22 protein-coding genes are annotated in these 20791 nt (G+C 32.7%); 10 read left to right on the plus strand and 12 right to left on the minus strand.

Features of this window, described 5'->3' with window-relative positions; genetic code table 11:
• Positions 1-2: 2 nt before the first annotated feature.
• Complete coding sequence (locus KHA98_RS10840) at positions 3-2372, minus strand: GAF domain-containing protein (RefSeq protein ID WP_213257946.1); 2370 nt, start codon at positions 2370-2372, stop codon at positions 3-5.
• 228 nt (positions 2373-2600) lie between these two features.
• Between KHA98_RS10840 and KHA98_RS10845 the strand changes: the two genes are divergently transcribed.
• Both KHA98_RS10845 and KHA98_RS10850 read left to right on the plus strand, forming a co-directional pair.
• Positions 2601-3353: an SDR family oxidoreductase gene (locus tag KHA98_RS10845; protein WP_213257947.1), complete on the plus strand. Its 753-nt coding sequence runs from the start codon at positions 2601-2603 to the stop codon at positions 3351-3353.
• A gap of 73 nt (positions 3354-3426) precedes the next feature.
• Entirely contained in the window at positions 3427-4008 is a 582-nt protein-coding gene (locus KHA98_RS10850; RefSeq protein ID WP_213257948.1) for a TetR/AcrR family transcriptional regulator, read from the plus strand.
• 83 nt (positions 4009-4091) lie between these two features.
• Here KHA98_RS10850 and KHA98_RS10855 read toward each other — a convergent pair whose 3' ends face one another.
• From KHA98_RS10855 to KHA98_RS10895, 9 genes are all read right to left on the minus strand, one after another.
• A complete protein-coding gene (locus KHA98_RS10855) occupies positions 4092-5150 on the minus strand; it encodes a nucleoid-associated protein (protein ID WP_213257949.1) in 1059 nt (352 codons plus the stop codon).
• Positions 5151-5186: 36 nt separating this feature from the next.
• Positions 5187-5552, minus strand: a complete 366-nt coding sequence (locus tag KHA98_RS10860; protein WP_213257950.1) for a four helix bundle protein — start codon at positions 5550-5552, stop codon at positions 5187-5189.
• 94 nt (positions 5553-5646) lie between these two features.
• Positions 5647-6186: an IS1096 element passenger TnpR family protein gene (locus tag KHA98_RS10865; protein WP_213257951.1), complete on the minus strand. Its 540-nt coding sequence runs from the start codon at positions 6184-6186 to the stop codon at positions 5647-5649.
• 208 nt (positions 6187-6394) lie between these two features.
• On the minus strand, positions 6395-6994 hold the full coding sequence (locus KHA98_RS10870) for an HPP family protein (RefSeq protein WP_213257952.1): 600 nt from the start codon (positions 6992-6994) through the stop codon (positions 6395-6397).
• Between the two features lie 71 nt (positions 6995-7065).
• Positions 7066-8346: a chloride channel protein gene (locus tag KHA98_RS10875; RefSeq protein WP_213257953.1), complete on the minus strand. Its 1281-nt coding sequence runs from the start codon at positions 8344-8346 to the stop codon at positions 7066-7068.
• A 241-nt stretch (positions 8347-8587) separates the two neighbouring features.
• Positions 8588-8977, minus strand: coding sequence for an SMU1112c/YaeR family gloxylase I-like metalloprotein (gene gloA2, locus KHA98_RS10880; RefSeq protein ID WP_213257954.1), 390 nt, complete (start codon positions 8975-8977; stop codon positions 8588-8590).
• Positions 8977-9552 (minus strand): sugar O-acetyltransferase, encoded by a 576-nt coding sequence (locus KHA98_RS10885; protein WP_213257955.1) that lies wholly within the window; start codon positions 9550-9552, stop codon positions 8977-8979. The genes gloA2 and KHA98_RS10885 overlap by 1 nt, the downstream gene beginning before the upstream one ends.
• 2 nt (positions 9553-9554) lie before the next feature.
• Positions 9555-10013: a YciI family protein gene (locus KHA98_RS10890; protein ID WP_213257956.1), complete on the minus strand. Its 459-nt coding sequence runs from the start codon at positions 10011-10013 to the stop codon at positions 9555-9557.
• Between the two features lie 174 nt (positions 10014-10187).
• Positions 10188-10646 (minus strand): DinB family protein, encoded by a 459-nt coding sequence (locus tag KHA98_RS10895; RefSeq protein WP_213257957.1) that lies wholly within the window; start codon positions 10644-10646, stop codon positions 10188-10190.
• Positions 10647-10787: 141 nt separating this feature from the next.
• Between KHA98_RS10895 and KHA98_RS10900 the strand changes: the two genes are divergently transcribed.
• The 8 genes from KHA98_RS10900 (at position 10788) to KHA98_RS10935 (ending at position 17630) form a co-directional block, all read left to right on the plus strand.
• Positions 10788-12953, plus strand: a complete 2166-nt coding sequence (locus tag KHA98_RS10900) for a TonB-dependent receptor (protein ID WP_213257958.1) — start codon at positions 10788-10790, stop codon at positions 12951-12953.
• Between the two features lie 375 nt (positions 12954-13328).
• On the plus strand, positions 13329-13736 hold the full coding sequence (locus tag KHA98_RS10905) for a DUF2141 domain-containing protein (protein ID WP_213257959.1): 408 nt from the start codon (positions 13329-13331) through the stop codon (positions 13734-13736).
• 47 nt (positions 13737-13783) lie between these two features.
• Positions 13784-14407: a hypothetical protein gene (locus tag KHA98_RS10910; protein WP_213257960.1), complete on the plus strand. Its 624-nt coding sequence runs from the start codon at positions 13784-13786 to the stop codon at positions 14405-14407.
• 19 nt (positions 14408-14426) lie between these two features.
• On the plus strand, positions 14427-15785 hold the full coding sequence (locus KHA98_RS10915; protein ID WP_213257961.1) for a 2TM domain-containing protein: 1359 nt from the start codon (positions 14427-14429) through the stop codon (positions 15783-15785).
• A 2-nt stretch (positions 15786-15787) separates the two neighbouring features.
• A complete protein-coding gene (locus KHA98_RS10920; protein ID WP_213257962.1) occupies positions 15788-16117 on the plus strand; it encodes a 2TM domain-containing protein in 330 nt (109 codons plus the stop codon).
• A 2-nt stretch (positions 16118-16119) separates the two neighbouring features.
• Complete coding sequence (locus KHA98_RS10925) at positions 16120-16425, plus strand: 2TM domain-containing protein (protein WP_246522293.1); 306 nt, start codon at positions 16120-16122, stop codon at positions 16423-16425.
• 24 nt (positions 16426-16449) lie between these two features.
• Positions 16450-16824 carry a 2TM domain-containing protein gene (locus KHA98_RS10930; RefSeq protein ID WP_213257964.1) on the plus strand — a complete coding sequence of 125 codons (375 nt, stop codon included), beginning with the start codon at positions 16450-16452 and terminating at the stop codon, positions 16822-16824.
• Positions 16825-16862: 38 nt separating this feature from the next.
• Entirely contained in the window at positions 16863-17630 is a 768-nt protein-coding gene (locus KHA98_RS10935) for a LytR/AlgR family response regulator transcription factor (protein WP_213257965.1), read from the plus strand.
• A 310-nt stretch (positions 17631-17940) separates the two neighbouring features.
• Here the strand turns inward: KHA98_RS10935 and KHA98_RS10940 are convergent, their stop codons facing one another.
• Together KHA98_RS10940 and KHA98_RS10945 are read right to left on the minus strand one after the other, a co-directional pair.
• On the minus strand, positions 17941-18966 hold the full coding sequence (locus KHA98_RS10940) for a COX15/CtaA family protein (RefSeq protein ID WP_213257966.1): 1026 nt from the start codon (positions 18964-18966) through the stop codon (positions 17941-17943).
• 15 nt (positions 18967-18981) lie between these two features.
• Positions 18982-20415: a CCA tRNA nucleotidyltransferase gene (locus tag KHA98_RS10945; protein WP_213257967.1), complete on the minus strand. Its 1434-nt coding sequence runs from the start codon at positions 20413-20415 to the stop codon at positions 18982-18984.
• Positions 20416-20791 lie beyond the last annotated feature (376 nt).

The raw sequence follows: 20791 nt of genomic DNA on the forward strand, positions 1-20791 counted from the left end.
ACTTAGTTGAGCTCATCTAATAAATCCTGATAAGTGATTTTTTTTGCTGTGGGATTTACAGTATTGTTAATCACCTTTACACGAATGGCTCTTAAACCTGAAACACCTTGAAGATCTTCGACTTCAAATTGTTCAATGGCAGGTTCAAGTACTTTTTTGTGCTGTAAATATTTAATATATTTTAAGTACTCTGTTTCTTCATTATTTTGAGAATAGACAATTGTAATTTTTTCTTTCTCAGTAATTCGTTCGTTTGTGCCTTTAATATTGGCTTTATCGATACGTTTTTTAACCACTTCGTATCGTGCATTATAAGTTCCGTCAACGTCAAAACGTTTTTCATCCATTCTAAATCGAATGGAAAGCGGAGCGCTAAAAACTAATATTAAAGACGTAACATCCAATTCATAAGGAAGCGATTCTTTAAGCTGATGATGTTCCAGTTCCATTTCGCATAAAGTTTGTAATTGCCATAATCTAAGATTATGCAAATACATGATATCAAAAGGTTTAGTTGGCGAAATAGAAGCTCCAATATATAAATTATGCTCTACGCCATCCGTTTTAAAACGTTCGTAATAATGCGGATAAATCTGTTGCGCTTCAACTTGTTTTTTATCCAGAACCGAAGCTAGTTTTTTGTTGATAATTGACATTGCATTATCAAACTTCTTTCTTTCCTGATAAAACATTCCCGTTTTTTCGTCCAGATTTTCAAAGTATAGCTCTTCTAATTTTTTATTCTTAGAATTCTCCGTTGTATTTTTTAATATAGGATGAATTTCTTCTTCAATATATCTTTGAATGTGTTGTTCTGTATCTGCTTTTAACGGAAATTCTAATTCATTTCGCATCGATTCCAATTCAAATTTTCTTTGTTCCAGAAGAACAAGATTAGAATTTGGCTTTTGATTGTCAAAAATGGCTAAAAGAGCCGAAAGCTGATTTTTTAGATCTGATTTTACGGTTTCGTTTCGATGTTCAGAGGAACTTTTAATATCAATCTGACCATATAAAGGATATACATTTTTGAAAACAATTTCCTTAAAAATATAATCTTTAGTGTGATTAATATTTTGAAAATAATTTTGAGATTCCTTTCTGAATTTCCAGTAAACACTCGGGTGAATAGTTGTGTATTCGCGTTGAATAATTGCTTCAATCTGATGTTGCATATCCGTATTATAACGATCAATAGTATCAGTTAAATAGGGTAGAACCAGTTCAAGTTTTGTTGCGTTAACACTATTTAAAGCTCTTGGTGTTTCAGATACGAGTTCTACAACGCCCAATAATTGTCCTTCTTTAACAACGGGAGCAAAAACACAACTCTGGATACCTTGTTTCAGCAAATGTTCACCTAGTTTTTTATTAGGCGATTCCTCAATGAATTTTAGCACATTTGAAATTACAAAAGGCTCATTTTTATCTAAAAGATTTTCAAAAGAACAGCCAAAAAAAGCATTTTTACAATCTACTTCCTGATCTGTTTTTAAAAGAAAACTTTGCAGCTGATTATCAAATTTTATTGGTCGGATAAATTTTTCTTCTTCAGGATTGTAAATGATGAAACCAACCTTCAAACTTGGAATTTTAAAAATTGATCTAAAAATATCCTCGATAATTTCAGTCGAAGCAACTCTGGTAGAATCCGGTTTTAATAAATTACTTTTTAAGTTTGAGATGGCACTTTCTGTAGTGGCATCAAATAACGACACAATACCAAAACCTTTTAAGGTCCAGCTTCGTGATGGAAATTTAGATTTCCACAAGTCAATATCGTTGTAATTATCAATTAACTGGTCAATATCATCTTGTGTAAGTTCAACTGCTCTTTCAGTTGGAGTAATTTCCATGAAGTCAGCATTGTAAAGAATCCTGTAGTGTTTCTCTATGCCTTCTTCGTCTGGAATATCATAAAAGAAAGGCTTATTAAAATCGATATTTTGTTTGTAATAACTGCTTAGAATCAAACAACAATTATTAATATAAAATTGATGATCATCAAAATCACGAATTTCCATATCGAATTCGTCACCGGCATTTTTCAGAATCTTTTTAAAACGTTCGGTATAATTGAATGATAAATTCTGGAATGGAATTGTGATTGCTTTTATCTCATTATTTGTTAATGCAGTAGGAAATAAGTCGGCAACTAGATTTTTTATTAAGGTCTCGTTGTTTTTGATTGTGTTATAATCACGTATTCCGGTTCTAAATTCCGGATATGCTTCAACCTCTTTTAGTATGGCTTTAGCGTAGTTAGAACGATAATCAACATCTGATAAGGCAATTTGCTCAAAAGACTCAATTAATTTATGAAATGAGATAATCGTTTCGAAAGGACTTTCATTGGTTAAAAGACGATCCATGTGGTATTTTTTTAGAATACAAAATTAAGCATAAATTAAGAAACGACCTCATTTTACAATTTCTTTCATTTATAGTCTGATAGTTATTTCCTTTACAAATAAAGGGTTTAAAAAGAATCTCGTTTATTTTAACTAAAATTTAACAAATTAAATAACGGAACGATCGTTCCGTTATTGTATCTTTGTACCATAATAATTGAATAATCAATAACTTAAAAAATAAATAAAATGAAAAATTTAGAGAATAAAGTAGCAATCGTGACAGGTGGAAACAGTGGAATTGGATATGCAGCAGCAGCTGATTTAGTTTCAAAAGGTGCAAAAGTTATTGTAACAGGAAGAAACAAAGAAGCTTTAACAAAAGCCGAAACAGAATTGAATGTTACCGGAATCGTTGCAGACCAATCGGATTTAAAATCAATTGATAATTTAGTAGATCAGGTAAAAGCCAAATTTGGTAAAGTAGATATTTTATTTGTAAATGCTGGTGTGGCAGCTTTTGCTCCTGTTGATTCTGCTTCAGAAGAACATTATGACAGTATTATGAACATAAATGTAAAAGGACTTTATTTTACGGTTCAAAAAGTGTTACCAATTTTAAACGACGGAGCCTCAATTATTTTTAATACATCAGTAAATGCTCATGTCGGAATGCTAAATTCTAGTGTTTATGCAGCAAGTAAAGCAGCAGTTTTGTCACTAAATAAAGTGTTTGCTGCAGAATTGGCACCTAGAAAAATTCGAGTTAATGCAGTTTCTCCTGGTCCAATTGAAACTCCGCTTTATGGTAAAGTAGGTTTAGAGAAAGAAGAAGTGGAAGGTTTTGGAGCTGCTTTAGGCCAAAAGATCTTATTGAAACGTTTTGGTCAGGCTTCAGAAGTTGCAAAAACAATTAGTTTCCTTGCTTCAGATGATTCTTCATTTATTACAGGAACTGAGATTGTTGTTGATGGCGGTCTTACTGTAAATACAGTATTATAATTTTTTTGACTTATTCAGGAACGATTGTTCCGTATTTTTGTATCTTTGCAGGAAGCAATTTAATTTTGTAGGCATGGCTAGAACGAAAGAATTTAATGAAGATAAGGCTTTAGATAAAGCTATTGAAATTTTTTGGCACAAAGGTTATAACGGAACTTCGGCGCAGGATCTGGTTACGCATTTAGGCCTAAGCCGCTCTAGTTTGTATGATACTTTTGGCGATAAGCAAAAGCTTTTTGTGAAAGCACTGAAAAGATATCAGGAACAAGGTCAGAATTATGTGATTGAACTTCTGGAAAAATCTGAAAATATAAAGGTTACGTTTACAGAAATTTTTAAACAGGCAGTAATTGAGAGTCTGGAAGACCGAATAACCAAAGGTTGTTTTATGGTAAATTCTGCTGTTGAACTTGCTATGCATGATCCTGAAATTGGTAAGATTGTTCATGAGAATCAAAAGATAATGGAGGAGGTTTTCTATAAAGCAGTGAAGAAAGGGCAGGAGTCTGGTCAGATTTCGACAAAACAAGAAGCGAGATCACTGGCACGCTTTATTTTTAATAATTACTCCGGAATCAGGGTTCTAGCCCGCGCTGGTGAAAAAGACAAACAAGTTTATGATGATATACTAAAAGCGATGTTTTCTTTGTTTTAAAGAATCAAAGTCAATAAAAAACGGCAGCTACATTTGTAGCTGCCGTTTTTTGTTTTAAGTAAGTAATAGAAAATGAAGACTTCTTAGCTTTTTTCTTCTTTGTTGAAGTAAACTAAGTAGTAATACATTTGTTTTTCTTCATCCCAACCTTTTTCAACAAATTTTTCTGCACTTTCAGGATTAATAAAATCCATTTTAATCTGAATATGCGTATCCAGATTAATTACATTTTTAATCGATTTTCTAGCGTCAGAAACTGCTGCGTTGGCAATTGGGAACGAGGTTACATCTTCGATGCTGTATTTTTCTCCTTTATCAACTTTATAGTTTTTGAATTCAGGAATTAAGTCAGGATTATCTAGTACTTCATTCAGGAAATTTTGTTCTTCAAACTGATCATTTTTAGCGAAATAATTCACAGATCGGTTCATAAACATTACTTCCTCTTTCTTGTCTTCTGCTGGAAAAACAACATCTTTAGCGAAGTTTTGACAGAATTTTAAATATTTTTTTGTGATGAAGTTTTCATCTTCAAAAGCATCAACAGATAAAAAGTGCTCTAACCAGTAGCGAGCATCATAACGGTTGCTGTCTACAGTTAAAATTTTGTATCCTTCTTCTTTTTTATAATTAAAGATCAAACATCCTTTATCTAATTTGCTCAGGTTGATTCCTTGTTGCAAAATCATTTCAAGGTTGCTGTCTTTTTCTTCAAATTGTAAAAAGTCAGCTTGCAGCTCACTTTTAAAAATTCCGATCGCATCAACAACATTATTGTCGATACTCAGATTAGTCAAATACGTTATATAAACCTCTCCGTTTTTAATATGCGGATGATTTGACTGCTCAAATAAATGTGTAGTGATTTTTTTAGAGATCTCCTGTACATTAGAAGGATTTGCGAAAATTTCCGTTGCATATTTAAACATATCATTATAGTCTAAATCTACTTCATGCGCAAATTGATAATAGTTTTCTTCTTTCTCTCTAAAAGGTTTAAAAAAGTATTCTTTAATCAAAGGAACAATTTCATCATTTAAATTAAATGGTTGTTCTGATAAAAAAATAGCTTCGTTACGGCTTTTGTTTCCTACGCGGTGTATCGAAAGAGATTCGATGTGGGTGTTGAATAAATTGATCATTTATTTTAGGTGCTGAGGTTCTAAGTTGCTAAGATACTAAGGTTTAGTTCTTTCTTTTATCTTTTTTATAAAAGAAACTAACATTCTTTCTATTTCGCGGCTATCCTCATATAAGTTATTAAAATCTTCTTCTTTTAAATAAGATATGTTTTTTGCGATTTCTAATTGCGTTTGCATTTCGAATAATGAACCAACAGAAATGTTTAGAAAGCGTAAAAGTTCTTTATCGCTTTCTCTTCCAAATCCTTCTGCAATGTTACTGGGAATAGAAATCGAACTTCGTCTAATTTGTGAAGTTAATCCGAAGATTTCTTCTTTAGGGAATTTGTTTGTTAAGGAATAAATTTTGGTAATTAAGGTCATTGATTTCTGCCAAACCAATAAAGTTCTAAAAGTGCTCATTACTTATTTTTAAATTAAATATAAAAATAAGAAAAATCCTTCAGATTAAAAATCTTAGAGCCTTAGCTTCTCAGAACCTTAGAACCTTAAAAAATTAATTCCAATTCTCCTCAAATCCATAATCTTCAAAGCTGTCGTCGCCTTCAAACATGTCAAGATCATCTTCGTCTAAATCATCTTCAAATTCTCCGTAGATATCATCGTGCATATCTGCTTCAAAGCTTTTCTCTGTTGCTTCGTCCGGCATTTCTCCGTGAGAGAATAGAGTTTCAGGATAAGTAACTCCAACTTGTTCCTCTTCGATTGCAGCCAGTTCAACTAAGAAAGTCCACATACTGATGAAATCGTAAACGTAGATAATCTTTGTACTTTCTTTATCTAAAATACTAGATAATGGGTAGTCGTTCATGGTTCTGATTTCGCCAGGAACATCACCAGTATCAAAAAGCGGAATCTCATCTTCCTGATTCCAGGTTTCGTCGCAAGTGTAAAACGAAGCTACTTCTGATCCGTCAAAACCAAAAGCATTGAAGATCGCATTGTGTAAATCCTCAAGAGTATCTTCTTCAAGAATTGCAATGTCTCTGAAAATATCTTCTTCAGCGTCTAGAATAACTCTAAATTTATAAACCATAATCTTTGTTTTTATTGAGAGGTCAAAGGTAAAATATAAAAAACGAAATACGAATTACGAATTACGATTTGTTGAAAAGATTTTAATGAATTGTTTTTCTGTGTTTTAACTGAATCTTAATCCTGTAAGGTTTTCAACACCTTGTAGGTTTGATGAATACACAAGTTAATACCTACAAGGTTTTAAAAACCTTGCAGGAATAGCAAAACTATTTTCTAGCCAGTCGCTTTCTGATTTTATGATAATGTTTGTGATACGTACTATGACTCGGATAGCTTCTGCTGGAAGTCATATTATTAAAAATCAAAGCCGTTAAGAACAAAATCAGAACACCAACTAAAACCGGAGAAATGACGTACATGTATCCTAATGATTTTACTTTTTCTGTTCCAATTACAGCAATTAAAGCTGTTGCACCTCCGGGTGGATGAAGTGTTTTGGTAATCTGCATTAAAATTATGGCTATTGATACTGCCAATGGAGCTGCAATATACATAATGTCCGGAACCAGTTTATGAACCGTTACACCAACAATTGCAGATATTACATGTCCGCCAATTAAATTTCGAGGCTGAGAAAAAGGACTCTGGATAATTCCGTAAACCAAAACACTCGAAGCTCCAAAAGAGCCAATTAAATAAACAGCATCACTTCCTGAAAAGTGCATCGACTGTACGTAAGCCAAAAGACCAATTCCAACAAATGATCCTAAAAACGACCAGAAATGTTCTTTATAATCGATTAGAGTTTCTTTATAAAGAATATAACGCGTTTTACGATATCCTCTTTTTATTTTTGGAGTAGGCATAAGTGCTTTAAATATTTGTTGTGGTATTTTATATTGTAGTTTTTCAGATTTCAAGGAGGAATCTGAAAAACTTATTTAATCAAATTTGGTGAATAACTGTATACTGTATAAGGGTATATCATTTTTGCAGTGTATTTAGAAATTAAGCAAACTACAAGAATTGGGAAGAATAAAGTATAATCATTCGTTAATCCGCATACCAGGAATATAGCAGTAAAAGGAGCATGAATACTGGCACTTAAAACAGCCGCCATTCCGATAATCATAAAGTTAATCGGGATTACATTTACATGGAAAAAGCTGTTTAAGAAGGAAGCAAGCAATAATCCTAAGAAAGCCCCAATAAATAAACTAGGTGCAAAAACACCACCATCGCCTCCTGAAGCCAGCGTAATTGAAGTTACAATTGGTTTTAGAATCAATATTCCGATAAATGTAATTGCCAAAGTTACCGTCATAGTAACTTCAGAAGCATTTCCGAAAATTCCTTTTATAGCATGATAACCTTCTCCATACAATTGTGGGAAGAAAAATAATGAAGCACTTAAAACTACAGAACCAATTAGAATTTTATAATAATGAGTATCTATTTTACCAAATTGCGATTTAAAGAATAAAACACAACGAGTTAAGTAAACGGAATTAATACCAGCTAGAATTCCTAAAAGAATAAAGTATGGAATTGCTTTTAAATGCCATGTTACAATTGAAACTGCAAACAAAGGCTCTTCTTTTAAAATCGTTAACAGACCAAAAGCGATCGAAACTGCAATTACATTTGAAATGATAAAGGCTCGTGTTACTTTTCTTGAAATAACTTCAAAAGCAAATAAAACTCCTGCAATCGGACTGCTGAAAAGTGCTGTAACTCCGGCAGCAACACCTGCACAAATTAATTCGGTTTTGTATTGACGAAAGACATTCTTTTTTTCGTGAGCAACAGAACCAATTGTTGCAGTTGCAACTACGGTAGAAACTTCGATTCCTGTTGATCCTCCAAAAATAACAGTTAATAAACCGTTGATAAAGTGAGACGGAATTTTATAAGAAGGAAGATTTTTAGATTTAGAAGCCGTACTTTCGAAAACTTCTTTAATTCCTTTGTTTTCTTTTTTCTTGAAAAGATATTGTCTTAGAAAATAAATAACCGATAATCCGAAAACAGGGAACACAATATAAAATATAGGATGTACCGATACTTCATGAAAGAAAATTTGTTCGTAGTATTCTGTTATTTTTTTCAGTGAAATTCCAAGAAAGGCAGAAAGGAAGCCAATTAAAATAGAAACAATAACTAATTTTCGGAATTTGATAAATTGATGATTTTTTTTGATTTGCGCCGTTTTGTTCATCAGAATAAGTTTAAGAAATCCGCATTTTTGTTTTGCGGATTACAAAATTAAGAATCAAATTCGGTTTTTTCTAGGAAATCTTCATTTTACTGTGTTAAAACCGATATAAACAGGAAAATTCTTTCAGTGTGCTTTATGTAGCATATTGATGAGAATTTGCTCGCAAAGTCGCAGAGTCACAAAGAATTTACTTAAAAACTTTGCGGCTCTGCGACTTTGCGAGATTCAAAAAATAGCTTAATTATCGCTCATAGAATTCTATTGGAAGCAAATCTGGATCAGCAATAAAAGTGAAACGTTTTTCGGTGATTTCATCAATTCTTATGGGTTCCGATTCGATGTTTTTTGTATTTAGAAAAGCAATAGTTTCTTCCAGATTAATTACTTCAAAAGCTAAATGACGCAAACCAACGGCTTCAGGTCTTGAAGGTCTTTGCGGCGGATTTGGAAATGAAAATAATTCGACTACATAAGAACCATTTAAAGCCAAATCTAATTTGTAAGACTGACGTTCTTCACGATAAATTTCGCGAATAATAGTAAGACCTAAAATCTGAGTATAGAAATACTTCGATTTTTCGTAATCGGAGCATAAAATGGCAATATGGTGTATTTTGTTTAGAGTAAGCATTATTTTTTTGATTCAGGTTCCTGATTTAATTTTCGAATTACTTTTGCCGGATTTCCAACGGCCAGTGAATTATCCGGAATATCTTTGGTAACAACAGATCCGGCGCCAATAACGCAGCCTTTTCCAATTGTTACTCCCGGGCAAATAACAGAATTTCCGCCAATCCAGCAATCATCACCAATCGTGACTGGATAAGCATTTTCCAGAGATTTTCTTAATTCAGCGTTAAGCGGGTGTGATGCAGTATAAATTTGAACGTTTGGTGCAATAAAAACATTTGATCCAATATTGACTGGTGCGCAATCCAGCACAACGCAATTGACATTAAAATAAACGTTTTCTCCGCAGAAAATATTATATCCGTAATCGCAAAGAAAAGGAGGTTCAATATAAAGTCCAGATCCTGCGTTCGGTATTAATGTTGCTAAAATTTCTTTTGCTTTTTTGGTCACCCGATATTCTTTTACATTTAAGCTGTGTAGAAGATTTTTGGCGGCGCGACGACCTTTTAATAATTCTGGATCCATGGCATTGTAATATTCGCCAGAGATCATTTTTTCTTTTTCAGTTTTCATATTTACATTTTCGTCTTCGCAATTTTCTCGTGTACTTTTACTGTTTCCTGCAAAGCTGCGGTACAGTACCAAGGCGTTAATTCAGCTTCCAGTAAGTTGGCTTTTATTGCGGGATCTGTTGCGACAAGCGCTTTGGCTTCGTCTACCGTTTCTACATTAAAAATATAAATGCCACGATAGTTTCTGTCATTTTTCATGAAAGGCCCGGCTACAACCAGTTTCCCTTCTTTGGCTAATTTACCAATGTTTGCCATATGACCTTCAAACAATTTTTTAGTTTCTTCTTTTGAAGCCGTTGTATTGGTTCCTGATTTTAAAAGGCAGAAGACATATTTCTTCATTCCGTACTCATCGGCATGAAGTGATTTTGCTAAAGCTTCGTCATATTTAACTTCGGTTTCCTGAGAAAATCCTATTGTACTGAAAAGTAAAAATGCCAGGATAATTAGTGAATTTTTCATAAGAATAATTTAAGTTTAAAAAAGATATTTTTTAAAATCGTTCTCAATTTTTGTCATTTCGACGAAGGAGAAATCGCATTAGAAATTCCGTACAGAATGTTGCCAATCTTTGTCGAGCTACGAGTGTGATTTCTCCTTCGTCGAAATGACAATACTGTAGAAAAAAATCTATAACTAAAGCAATTTCTTCAAAATAACAATCTGCCCCAAATGATACACATCATGCTGAATAATTCCGTGAAGATGTTCATAATACGTATGACCATTACTAACATATATTTTGGCTAAATGCTCATCATTAAAATCTTCAAAAAAAGCATTCCATGATTCCTGAGATTTTGCCAGTGTTTGAAGTGATTGTTCCCAGGCGGCTTCAGAAGGATCTAAAACAGGAACAAAATAGTTATGCCCCGGAGCTTGCACAACTTCTCCCTGCATGCGTTCCAGTATATTTCTTCTCCATTGTATCAGGTGATTTACAATTTCCCAAATCGTATTTAGATTTGGATTTATCTTTTTGTACGCTTGTTCTGCAGTTATATTTTTTAAAGTATTTGCCAAGGTAACCTCCAACCATGGATTTCCATCATAAATGGATTGATATAAATTTGAAATTCTCTTACTTTCTGACATAATTAATTGTTTTTTGCAATTCCTAGCTAAGATACAAATTAGATATTTACAACTCATCCCCGAAATTCTACAATTGGGTTATTTAATATTTTTTAACAAGAATTGTTAAAATACATTTGTCTCATCAAAACCAAAGATGACATGAAAACCAAATTATTTTTTACAATAAATTTTTTATTTTTTACAGCGGTAATTTTTGCTCAGAACACAATTTCTGGTAAAGTTACCGATCAAAAAGGCAAACCGGTTGCAGGCGCAAATATTTATATTGACGGAACTTATGATGGAGCAACAAGTTCTGAAACAGGAGAATTTTCGTTTGAAACTGCTGCAACAGGAAATCAGTCTATTGTAATTAGCTTTTTACTTTTTGAAACTTACAAGAAAGAAATTGATGTTACAAATTTTAAAAATCAAACCATAAAACTTAGAGATAATGTTAACGCCCTTGATGCTGTCGTAATTACAGCCGGAACATTAGAATCGGGTGATAAAGCAAGAGTTTCTGTTTTAAAACCTTTAGATATTGTGACTACAGCAGGTTCTGCCGGAAATATCGTAGCAGCTTTACAGACTTTACCGGGAACGCAAAGTGTTGGTGAAGATGGGCGTTTGTTTGTACGTGGGGGAGAAGCCAGCGAAACACAAACTTTTGTTGACGGAATAAGAGTTGCGCAGCCATACGGAGCAACAACAAATAATTTACCAACGCGCAGTAGATTTTCTCCTTTCTTGTTTAGTGGAATTGCTTTTTCTACCGGAGGATATTCGGCAGAATATGGTGAAGCTTTATCAAGTGTTTTGCTTTTGAATACGCAAGATGAAGAAGACCATGAAAAAACAGATATCGGATTAATGACAGTTGGTTTGACTTTAGCCAATACTCAAAAATGGAAAAAAAGTTCACTAAGTGTAAATGCTGCTTACATCAATCTGGCGCCTTATCAAGCAGTAATTCCACAGAATGTAGACTGGAATAATCCATATCAGTCGCTTGGAGGGGAAACGGTTTATCGATACAATTTTACAAACGGAATCTTTAAACTGTACGCCTCATTTGATTCGGAGAAATTTGATTTGAATCAGAAGAATGTCAATTTCGAGAATCCAATCAGAACAGATTTAAACAATAATAATTTTTATCTGAATTCTTCTTATAAAGGAACTTTTGGAACAGGCTGGCAAATTACGTCGGGAATTAGTTATGGATATAGTAAAAACAATGTGAAATATGATATCAATGATGTTGACAGCAATGAAAATGCAGCGCAATTGAAATTAAAACTGAATAAAAAGATTTCTAACAATTTTAAATTGTCTTTTGGAACGGATTATTTCATTACCAAATTCAATGAAAACTTTGATGACAATATTGCTATTAAAGTTGCAAATGGTTACGATTCAAATATTTTTGCAGCTTATGTTGAAGGGGATATTTTATTCTCTAAAAAATTAGCAATGAAAGTTGGTGCAAGATTTTCAAATAATAGTTTGCTGGACGAAAACAATATTGCACCAAGAGCTTCTTTAGCTTATAAGGTTTCAAAAAACAGTCAGTTCTCTTTTGCTTACGGAGACTTTTCTCAGACTCCTGTTGTAGATTATATTAAATATTCAAAATACCATCAGTTTGAAAGTGAGAAAGCAAGACATTACATTTTAAATTATCAGTTTACAAGACCTGGCCAGACCTTTAGAGCAGAGGTTTATTATAAAGATTACAGCAATTTAGTTCAGTACAATACACGAGATATTCAATACAACTCGGTTTTCAATAATAACGGATCGGGATATGCAAAAGGAATTGATCTATTCTGGAGAGACAGTAATTTGTATAAAAATTTAGAATACTGGATTTCTTATTCTTATATCGATTCAGAAAGACAGTATAAAAACTTTCCAAACATGGCAACTCCAAATTTTATTGCCAATCATACTTTGTCTGTTGTGACGAAATATTTTATTACGGACTGGAAATCTCAGGTTGGTTTCACAAATAGTTTTAGTACAGGACGTCCGTACAACGATCCAAACCAGACACAGTTTATGAACGGAAAAACAAAATCATATAATAGTTTGAGTTTTAACTGGGCGTATTTATTGACAACACAAAAAATCCTTTATTTCTCTGTTTCAAATATTTTAGGAACACAAAATATTTTTGGATATGATTACGCAAAAATTCCAGATGCCAGCGGAGTTTATCAAAGACAAGCCGTAACACCAACTGCTGACAGATTTTTCTTCGTAGGTTTCTTCTGGACGATTAGCCAAAATAAAAATGAGAATCAGTTGAAGAATCTTTAGTGAAAGGTTCTAAGGTTCTAAGGAACTAAGGTTCTGAGGTAATAAGGTAAAAAAACTTAGAACCTTAGCATCTCAGAACCTTAGAACCTCAAAAAAAACAATTCAGTAACCAAATTCGACAACTCGGTATCATTTAATTTTAAAAGAGTAAAAACCGATATACATTTGAAGTATAAATTATTAAGCTACTAAGTTGCTAAGGGACTGAGGCACTAAGGAAAAAATAAAAACTTAAATGAAAAGAGTTTTAATCATCATTAAAAAATCGAGACAATAAGTTGCTAAGTTTCTAAGCTACTAAGCAAAAAAACTTAGAACCTTAGCAACTCAGAATCTCAGAACCTAAAAAAAAAATAACCTTAAAAAAAAGAAACCATGGCCAAAATTATTACAATAATCACATTATTTATTTGCAGTTTATTATCTGCGCAAAATGCAAAATTAACTGTTACTGTTTCAGGTTTAAAAAATGATACAGGAATTGTTAAAGTAGGGTTGTACAATTCAGACAATACATTTCTTAAAACGACTTATAGAAGTCTTTCTTCTGAAATAAAAAATAATGAAGTAGTGGTAACGTTTGATGATCTTCCGACAGGAGAATATGCAATTTCAACGTATCACGATGAAAACAATAACGGGAAATTGGATAGAAATGCAATGGGAGCACCTTCAGAAGCTTATGCTGCTTCAAACAATGCTAAAGGGTTTATGGGGCCTCCTGCTTATAAAGACGCTAAATTTGTTATCGATAAAGATTCAAAAATTGAAATTACATTATAAATAATAACTAAAAAATTTAAAAAATAACCATTTAAACAACTTTTAAAATGAAGAAAATTATCACTTTGATTGCATTATTGGTAGTAGGAATAAGTTCAGCGCAAACACAATTTGAACAAGGAATGGGAAAAGCTTTCGGGCTTTGGAAAGAAGGAAAAAATACGGAAGCTTCGGCAATGTTTGAAAGAATTGCAGCAGCAGAAAAAACAAGTTATTTACCAAATTATTATGTAGCATTAATTAACACTACATCGGCTTTTACTGAAAAAGATATTACCAAAATTGATTTAATGTTGACTAAAGCACAAGATGTTCTGGATGTTGAAATGATTAAAGATCAGAACAATGCAGAATTGTATGTGATGCAGGCTTTAATTTATACGGCTTGGGTTGTCGCAGATCCGATGACAAACGGAATGAAATATTCGGCTAAAGTAATGGAAGCTTATGCAAAGGCAAAAGCAATAGATCCAAATAATCCAAGAGCTGTTTTTGGTGAAGCTGATTACCAGTTAGGAGGCGCAAAATGGACAGGAGTTGATACAAAACCACTATGTGTACAAGTTGATAAAGCTATTGAACTTTTTGCTACTTTTAAACCAGAAACTCCTTTTTCGCCAAAATGGGGATTAGAAAGAGCTTTGGAAGCTCAAAAGAATTGCAAAAAATAAATTTATTTAAGCCCGTAAGATGAAAGATTATAGAAGCTCATTTGCTGATTTAAGAAGTGGAACAATTATTTGTTTGAAGATTTCTATGATTTTTGCAATAATATTTTCAGCTTGTTTAGGAGATGATTTAACGATTAGAAATGTACTCGTCACTTTCTTTATAAGCTGCCTTTATTCTTTCGGACTGGGGTTTGGTAATGGATTTATAAATGTTCTTCTGGATAAAAAATGGGATTGGCTGGAGCAAACAAATCTTAGGGTTTATTTTGGAATTTTAGTGACCATTTTGTACACTGTTCCTGTCGTTCTTGGAATAAATTATTTCATTTTTGTCGTTTTGCAAAACGTGACTTTAGAAGTGTTTTTTGGTGCCAGAATGATTTGGGTTCATCTTTTTTATATTATTTTATCTTTAGGAATTTCGACTTTTTTACAGGCCAGAAGTTTTATGGTAAAATGGAAAATGGCATCTAAATTTGAGATTACACAACAAAAGATTATTGCAGGAACGGCAAATGCCAAGTTCGAAAGTTTAAAAAATCAGATCGATCCGCATTTTCTTTTTAACAGTTTAAATGTTCTAAGTTCTTTAATTGAAGAAAATCCGGATAATGCACAACGATTTACCACTTCTTTATCTAAGATTTATCGCTACGTTTTAGAGCAAAAGGACAAAGAATTGGTTTCGGTAGAAGACGAGTTATCGTTTGCAAAAACGTATATGAACTTGCTGAAAATGCGCTTTGAGAATAGTTTGTTTTATGAACTACCAACAACAGATATAAATCCTGATGCCAAAGTAGTTCCATTATCCTTACAACTTTTACTGGAGAATACAGTAAAACACAATATTGTAAGCGAACAGAAACCTTTACATATTAGAATTTATATTGATAAGGATTATTTAGCGATACAAAATGATCTTCAGAAAAAAGAAGTTTTGCAGGACAGACAAGGAGTTGGATTGCAAAACATAGTAAACCGATACGGAATTATTACCAATAGAAATGTGCTGATCGAGCAGGATGAGAAAAATTTCACGGTTAAGATTCCAATTTTAACGAAACAAATTGCAGTTATGGAAACTAGTGCAGATTATAGTGACGAAAACAAAGCTTATTTTAGAGCTAAAAAACGAGTTGAAGAATTGAAAGGCTTCTATGCCAATCTTATTTCATATTGTGGAGTAATCCCGTGTTTAATTTTTGTAAATTTAACATTCTCTCCTGGATTTCACTGGTTTTGGTTTTCGGCTTTGGGCTGGGGATTTGGAGTGGTAATGCATGCTTTTAAAGTTTTTGGTTATAGCTCAGATTGGGAAGAACGAAAAATAAGAGAGATTCTGGAAAAAGGAAATAACAAACAAACCTGGAAATAATCATGGAAACAAATTGTAATAATGACCGGGAAGAATTTGAGTTTCAACAGACATTAGGTAAAAGAGTAGTAAAGCTCAAATTCTTTTATAAACATGTGTTTATTTATAGTATTGGACTGATCGTTTTTATTTTAAAACGATATTATGGAGTTCCGCTAAACTTTTTTCCATTCAACTATTTAAATTCGGTTGTAATGATTATCTGGACTTCAGTGTTTTTATTTTCTGCAATCGATTTACTTCTTTCTTATACGATTTTTGGAGAAGAGTGGGAGGAACGAAAGCTGAAAAGTCTTTTAAGTAAAAAAACAAAAAAACAAAAATGGGAGTAATCATGGAAATTAAATTTAACGAAGAAGACAGATACTACTTAGCAAAAAAGAAAGTAGAAGGTATAAAAGGGTTTTACGGGAATTTGACAGCTTTTCTTTTTGTAAATGCTATTTTGATTGTAATTAATTTATGGACATCACCAGAATATTTATGGTTTTTCTGGCCTTTATTATGGTGGGGAATTGGAGTCGTTTTTCATGGATTAAAAGTTTTCGAAGTATTTCCGGTATTAGGAAAAGACTGGGAGGAAAGAAAGATCAAAGAGATCATGGATAAAGAAAAATTGAACAGAGATAAGTGGCAATAATCTATTAAAAAAAAATATAAAAAAATGGGACGTTTCAGAAGACGCATGTACGAAGAATATTCACAGGAATTTGGTAACAATAATGATGAACAATTTATAATTGCATACCGAAAAGTAAAGAGGATTAAAGGTTTTTACTCACATTTAAAAGTATATATTTTAGTGAACGTAATTATTATTGCCTCAAACTTAAACAAGGAAATTTTTGGAAGAGGTTTTAATGACGGAGGTTTGCTGGACTGGCATACTTATTCGACCGCAATATTTTGGGGAATTGCTTTACTGGCTCATGCTTTATCTGTTTTTGGGAGAGATGTTTTTTTTAGTTCTGATTGGGAAGAAAAGAAAATTCAGGAATATATGAAGAAAGAGCCATCGAATACCAATAAATGGGAGTAAGTTTACATTAAAAAATTTTCAACTTTTTCAATTTAAAAATGACCACATTAATTATAGAAGACGAAAAACCTGCCGCAAGATTATTACAGCGAAAGCTTGAAAAGCTTGATATTGCAGTAAAAACCATGTTGCATTCTGTAGAAGAATCTGTTGATTGGTTTGCCAACAATCAGCATCCGGATTTGATATTTTTAGATATTCAGTTGTCTGATGGTTTATCGTTTGAAATTTTTGAAAAAATCGACATCAAAAGCGCCATTATTTTTACAACAGCTTATGATGAATATGCACTAAAAGCGTTTAAATTGAATAGTATTGATTATCTGCTAAAACCAATAGACGAAGATGATCTTGAAGTGGCAGTAACTAAATTTAAAACGAGACTGCCTAAATTAGAATCAGAAAGCAGCAATTTGCAACTTGATTTTGAGCAAATACGCAGAATGCTGTCAAATCCTTTCGAAAAGAATTATAAGAAGAGATTCACCGTTAAAATAGGGCAACATTTAAAAGTGATTACTACAGACGAAATCGAATGTTTTTTTAGTGAAAATAAAGGAACCTATATTCATACTTTTGATAATCGAAATTATTTAATCGATTCGACTTTAGAAATCCTCGAGCAGGAATTAGATAGGAAAGATTTTTTCCGCGTAAGCAGAAAATTCATTGTTCCGCTTCAGGCAATAAAAGAAATTCAGGTTTATACCAATTCACGCTTAAAAGTGATTTTACCAACTTACAAAGAAGATGAGGTAATTGTAAGCCGCGAAAAAGTACAGGATTTTAAAACGTGGCTTGGATAGTTTTGCATTGAATCGAAGTCATTAGTTGAATTTGATTTTATTCCATTTTACAAAAGGGTTGCGATTTAGTATTCCGTAGGAATATTTCGTCGGAAGAAAAAGAATAAATTGTTTTATATTGTTCCGTAGGAACATCTGATTTTATATAAATGATCTATTTTATTAATCAAACGTTCCTACGGAACGTATAACCATAATTCAAATTGAATTCTACCAATGAAACATTCCTACGGAATGAATTGTTTTTGAGAATATATTACTGATAAAAAAAAGAGCCATTGGCTCTTTTTTATTTTATAGGTAAATATTTTTATTTACTCAATCTGTGCAACGTATACGTCATAGCGCTTAAAAGGAAAAATGCCATAATCTGGTGGATTAATCCTAAAGCCAATGGTACGCTATATAACAATGTAAAAACACCAAGTAAAAACTGAATGAAAACAAAAATAACTAATGTTTTGATTCCGTTTGCCTGAGTATTAGTAAGCGTATATTTTTTACTTCTAAAGAAAAGGAAAAGAATAATGGCGACTACAACATAAGCAAAAGTTCTGTGTACAAACTGAACACCACTTTTTCCTTCAATTAAATTTTTCACCAAAGAAGACTGTTCAATGAAAACCGATTCGTGAATAAATTCTCCGTCGCTCATTAAAGGCCAGTGATTATGAATTAATCCTGCGTTAAGTCCAGCAACAAAACCGCCATAAATAATCTGAATCAACAAAGCTGCCAAAGCATATCTCGCAATTGTACGAAGCGGAATTATTTTGTTGATGTTTCTTTCCGGATAAATCAAATCAAGCGCCACCCAAAGCGTATAAGCAAAAGTGATAAAAGCAAAAGTTAAGTGTAATGAAAGTCTAAAATGACTTACATCCGGATTATCGATTAATCCGCTACGAACCATAAACCATCCTAGAAATCCCTGAAAAGCACCCATTCCTAAAAGTACGATGCATTTTTTGATTGTATCTGTATCTAATTTCTTTTTGATTAAAAAGTATACGAATGGTACAAAAAATACAAGTCCGATGATACGGCCGATGAAACGGTGAAACCATTCCCAGAAATAAATAAATTTATAATCGGCTAATTGAAAATCGTTGTGAATATTGATTTTCTGATATTCAGGGAATTTCTTGTACTGCTCAAAAGCCTCGTTCCATTTTGCATCTGTTAAAGGAGGGAAAGTATCGGTTACCAAATGCCAGTCGGTCATTGATAAACCTGAATTGGTCAAACGGGTAATTCCACCCACAACAACCATTAAAAACAATAAAACACAACCTGATAGTAACCAAATGATTACTGATTTATTCTCTTTTTTCATTTTATTAAATAATACTTATTTCTCTATTTTTTTTAAGCCCATTTTTTCAGCTCTTTGAATCACAAAATCATAAGCAGCTTGGTATTCATTCGGAATATCGCCTTCTAAAATCGCTTCTTTTACTGCTTCTTTCAAAACCCCAATTTCACGCGAAGGTTTCAAATCAAACATTTCCATAATTTCTTCTCCGGAAATTGGTGGTTGAAAATTACGTACATGATCGCGTTCTTCCACTTCAATAATTTTCTTGCGAACGAGTTCGAAGTTTTTATGGTATTTCTTAAATTTCGCAGGATTTTTGGTTGTGATATCCGCTTCACATAAAGTCATTAAATTCTCAACATCTTCGCCAGCATCAAAAACCAAACGACGAACCGCGCTGTCAGTCACAATTTCATCAGCCAAAACAATTGGACGCGAACTCATGATAACCATTTTCTGAACGAATTTCATTTTATGGTTTAAAGGCATGTGCAAACGTTCGAAGATTTTCTTAGCCATTTTTCCGCCAAGAAATTCATGACCGTGAAAAGTCCATCCTTGTTTTTTAGCGAAACGTTTTGTTGGCGCTTTTCCAATATCGTGTAACAAAGCCGACCAGCGTAACCAAACATCATCTGTGTTTGGGCAAATATTGTCTACAACCTCAAGTGTGTGATAAAAGTTGTTTTTATGCGTATGACCTTCAATTTCTTCCACCTGATTCAATGCGGTTAATTCAGGTAAAATAAGATCAAGAAGTCCTGTTTTGTATAAAAGTAAAAATCCTGTAGAAGGTTTATCTGTAGAAAGAATTTTGTTTAATTCATCTACAATTCTTTCGCCAGTAATTATTTTAATACGATCGGCATTTTTTGTGATCGCATTTAGTGAATTTTCTTCAATCTCGAAATTCAATTGTGTCGCAAAACGAATCGCACGAAGCATACGCAAAGGATCATCAGAATAAGTAATATCGGGATCCAAAGGTGTTTTGATTATCTTGTTTTCTAAATCTGTTAAACCATCAAAAGGATCTAGCAGCTCTCCGAAGTTTTTTTCGTTTAAAGATAAAGCCAAAGCATTGATGGTGAAATCACGACGATTTTGATCGTCTTGCAAAGTTCCGTTTTCAACAATCGGGTTTCGGCTGTCGCGATTATAAGACTCTTTTCGGGCACCAACAAATTCAATATCGGTATCTTCAAAACGCAACATTGCAGTTCCGTACGTTTTAAAAACCTGAACTTTTGGTTTGTTCGGAAGTAATTCAGAAACTTTTAGCGCTAATTCAATACCGCTTCCAACTGCTACAACGTCGATATCTTTTTTAGAACCTCGGTTTAAAAGTAAATCACGAACAAATCCGCCTATTACATAAGAGTCAACGTTTAATTCCTGAGAAGCTTTCGAGATGATATCGAAAATTTTATTTTGCAGAGCAGTTTTGTAGTTTGTTTGTATAGCCACGAATTCACTAATTTTTGAGTAAAAATGCAATTTGAATTTCAGACGAAATAAAATGCATGCAAATTTACAACATAGAAAATGCCTATTATAATCTACAGCGCACTTTTTTGAAGAATTTAATAGTTTTTAGTACTGAATTTTGCCAGAAAGGAAAATGGTTTACCACGAATTACACGAATTGCCCGAATTTTATTTAATGGAGCGTAAATTAATTTGAATAAATGAATTGGGTGAGAAGAAAGGAAATCGTTTTTAATCGTTTAATCCGTGGCAAGAAAAATTAGTGCAATTAGTGCAATTCGTGGCAGAAAAAAAAATATACATCTATAGAACAAATCAATTGAGATAATCTGTTTTTAGAAATTCAATTTGTATT

It is taken from the genome of Flavobacterium branchiicola (assembly GCF_018383905.1).
Classification (GTDB): Bacteria; Bacteroidota; Bacteroidia; order Flavobacteriales; family Flavobacteriaceae; genus Flavobacterium; species Flavobacterium branchiicola.

What these genes read in the sequence shown, in the direction of transcription:
- KHA98_RS10875 (WP_213257953.1), bottom strand. Translation starts at nt 8,346, where the DNA reads ATGAACAAAACGGCGCAAATCAAAAAAAATCATCAATTTATCAAATTC.
- KHA98_RS10890 (WP_213257956.1), bottom strand. Translation starts at nt 10,013, where the DNA reads ATGAAAAATTCACTAATTATCCTGGCATTTTTACTTTTCAGTACAATA.
- gloA2 (WP_213257954.1), bottom strand. Translation starts at nt 8,977, where the DNA reads ATGCTTACTCTAAACAAAATACACCATATTGCCATTTTATGCTCCGAT.
- KHA98_RS10850 (WP_213257948.1), top strand. Translation starts at nt 3,427, where the DNA reads ATGGCTAGAACGAAAGAATTTAATGAAGATAAGGCTTTAGATAAAGCT.
- KHA98_RS10930 (WP_213257964.1), top strand. Translation starts at nt 16,450, where the DNA reads ATGGGACGTTTCAGAAGACGCATGTACGAAGAATATTCACAGGAATTT.
- KHA98_RS10865 (WP_213257951.1), bottom strand. Translation starts at nt 6,186, where the DNA reads ATGGTTTATAAATTTAGAGTTATTCTAGACGCTGAAGAAGATATTTTC.
- KHA98_RS10860 (WP_213257950.1), bottom strand. Translation starts at nt 5,552, where the DNA reads ATGAGCACTTTTAGAACTTTATTGGTTTGGCAGAAATCAATGACCTTA.
- KHA98_RS10925 (WP_246522293.1), top strand. Translation starts at nt 16,120, where the DNA reads ATGGAAATTAAATTTAACGAAGAAGACAGATACTACTTAGCAAAAAAG.
- KHA98_RS10935 (WP_213257965.1), top strand. Translation starts at nt 16,863, where the DNA reads ATGACCACATTAATTATAGAAGACGAAAAACCTGCCGCAAGATTATTA.
- KHA98_RS10895 (WP_213257957.1), bottom strand. Translation starts at nt 10,646, where the DNA reads ATGTCAGAAAGTAAGAGAATTTCAAATTTATATCAATCCATTTATGAT.
- KHA98_RS10940 (WP_213257966.1), bottom strand. Translation starts at nt 18,966, where the DNA reads ATGAAAAAAGAGAATAAATCAGTAATCATTTGGTTACTATCAGGTTGT.
- KHA98_RS10920 (WP_213257962.1), top strand. Translation starts at nt 15,788, where the DNA reads ATGGAAACAAATTGTAATAATGACCGGGAAGAATTTGAGTTTCAACAG.
- KHA98_RS10885 (WP_213257955.1), bottom strand. Translation starts at nt 9,552, where the DNA reads ATGAAAACTGAAAAAGAAAAAATGATCTCTGGCGAATATTACAATGCC.
- KHA98_RS10915 (WP_213257961.1), top strand. Translation starts at nt 14,427, where the DNA reads ATGAAAGATTATAGAAGCTCATTTGCTGATTTAAGAAGTGGAACAATT.
- KHA98_RS10855 (WP_213257949.1), bottom strand. Translation starts at nt 5,150, where the DNA reads ATGATCAATTTATTCAACACCCACATCGAATCTCTTTCGATACACCGC.
- KHA98_RS10845 (WP_213257947.1), top strand. Translation starts at nt 2,601, where the DNA reads ATGAAAAATTTAGAGAATAAAGTAGCAATCGTGACAGGTGGAAACAGT.
- KHA98_RS10840 (WP_213257946.1), bottom strand. Translation starts at nt 2,372, where the DNA reads ATGGATCGTCTTTTAACCAATGAAAGTCCTTTCGAAACGATTATCTCA.
- KHA98_RS10900 (WP_213257958.1), top strand. Translation starts at nt 10,788, where the DNA reads ATGAAAACCAAATTATTTTTTACAATAAATTTTTTATTTTTTACAGCG.
- KHA98_RS10910 (WP_213257960.1), top strand. Translation starts at nt 13,784, where the DNA reads ATGAAGAAAATTATCACTTTGATTGCATTATTGGTAGTAGGAATAAGT.
- KHA98_RS10905 (WP_213257959.1), top strand. Translation starts at nt 13,329, where the DNA reads ATGGCCAAAATTATTACAATAATCACATTATTTATTTGCAGTTTATTA.
- KHA98_RS10870 (WP_213257952.1), bottom strand. Translation starts at nt 6,994, where the DNA reads ATGCCTACTCCAAAAATAAAAAGAGGATATCGTAAAACGCGTTATATT.